The organism is Priestia sp. TRM10 (genome assembly GCF_057808375.1).
Map to the genome: position 1 here is coordinate 1 of NZ_JBJZOT010000023.1, position 1,992 is coordinate 1,992.

The 1,992-nt window shown below is 52.7% G+C and carries 1 rRNA gene; it reads right to left on the minus strand.

The window, feature by feature from the left end:
- Window positions 1-1,992 (minus strand): 23S ribosomal RNA (locus ACK3CR_RS26940); the annotation flags it as partial.

A 1,992-nucleotide genomic window follows, 5' to 3' on the forward strand; every position in this document is an offset into this window, starting at 1 on the left:
TTTAGGAGGCGACCGCCCCAGTCAAACTGTCCACCTGACACTGTCTCCCTGCCCGATAAGGGCAGCGGGTTAGAATTTCAATACAGCGGGGGCAGTATCCCACCAGCGCCTCCACCGAAGCTAGCGCTCCGGCTTCTAAGGCTCCTGCCTATCCTGTACAAGCTGTACCAAAATTCAATATCAGGCTACAGTAAAGCTCCACGGGGTCTTTCCGTCCTGTCGCGGGTAACCTGCATCTTCACAGGTACTATGATTTCACCGAGTCTCTCGTTGAGACAGTGCCCAGATCGTTGCGCCTTTCGTGCGGGTCGGAACTTACCCGACAAGGAATTTCGCTACCTTAGGACCGTTATAGTTACGGCCGCCGTTTACTGGGGCTTCGATTCAAAGCTTCTCCCCGAAGGGATAACCTCTCCTCTTAACCTTCCAGCACCGGGCAGGCGTCAGCCCCTATACTTCACCTTACGGTTTCGCAGAGACCTGTGTTTTTGCTAAACAGTCGCCTGGGCCTATTCACTGCGGCTCTCTCGGGCTTTAACACCCTAACAGAGCACCCCTTCTCCCGAAGTTACGGGGTCATTTTGCCGAGTTCCTTAACGAGAGTTCTCTCGCACACCTTAGGATTCTCTCCTCGTCTACCTGTGTCGGTTTGCGGTACGGGCACCATCTTCCTCGCTAGAGGCTTTTCTTGGCAGTGTGGAATCCAGAACTTCGGTACTATATTTCCCTCGCCATCACAGCTCAGCCTTACAGTGAGCGGATTTGCCTACTCACCAGCCTACCTGCTTGGACGCGCATATCCAACAGCGCGCTTACTGTATCCTCCTGCGTCCCCCCATCACTCAAATGGAAGAGAGGTGGTACAGGAATATCAACCTGTTTGCCATCGCCTACGCCTATCGGCCTCGGCTTAGGACCCGACTAACCCTGAGCGGACGAGCCTTCCTCAGGAAACCTTAGACATTCGGTGGATGGGATTCTCACCCATCTTTCGCTACTCACACCGGCATTCTCACTTCTAAGCGCTCCACCAGTCCTTACGGTCTAGCTTCACCGCCCTTAGAACGCTCTCCTACCACTGATACCATAGGTATCAATCCACAGCTTCGGTGATACGTTTAGCCCCGGTACATTTTCGGCGCAGAGTCACTCGACCAGTGAGCTATTACGCACTCTTTAAATGGTGGCTGCTTCTAAGCCAACATCCTGGTTGTCTAAGCAACTCCACATCCTTTTCCACTTAACGTATACTTTGGGACCTTAGCTGGTGGTCTGGGCTGTTTCCCTTTTGACTACGGATCTTATCACTCGCAGTCTGACTCCCGGATATAAGTCGTTGGCATTCGGAGTTTGACTGAATTCGGTAACCCGTTGGGGGCCCCTAGTCCAATCAGTGCTCTACCTCCAAGACTCTTCATCCGAGGCTAGCCCTAAAGCTATTTCGGAGAGAACCAGCTATCTCCAGGTTCGATTGGAATTTCACCGCTACCCACACCTCATCCCCGCACTTTTCAACGTACGTGGGTTCGGGCCTCCATTCAGTGTTACCTGAACTTCACCCTGGACATGGGTAGATCACCTGGTTTCGGGTCTACGACCTCGTACTGTGACGCCCTATTCAGACTCGCTTTCGCTGCGGCTCCGTCTTTACAACTTAACCTTGCACGAGAACGTAACTCGCCGGTTCATTCTACAAAAGGCACGCCATCACCCGTAAATGGGCTCTGACTACTTGTAGGCACACGGTTTCAGGATCTCTTTCACTCCCCTCCCGGGGTGCTTTTCACCTTTCCCTCACGGTACTGGTTCACTATCGGTCACTAGGGAGTATTTAGCCTTGGGAGATGGTCCTCCCAGCTTCCGACGGGATTTCACGTGTCCCGCCGTACTCAGGATCCACTCAGGAGAGAAGAACATTTCAACTACAGGGTTGTTACCTTCTGTGACGGACCTTTCCAGGTCGCTTCGTTTATGTTCTTCTTTTATGACTCC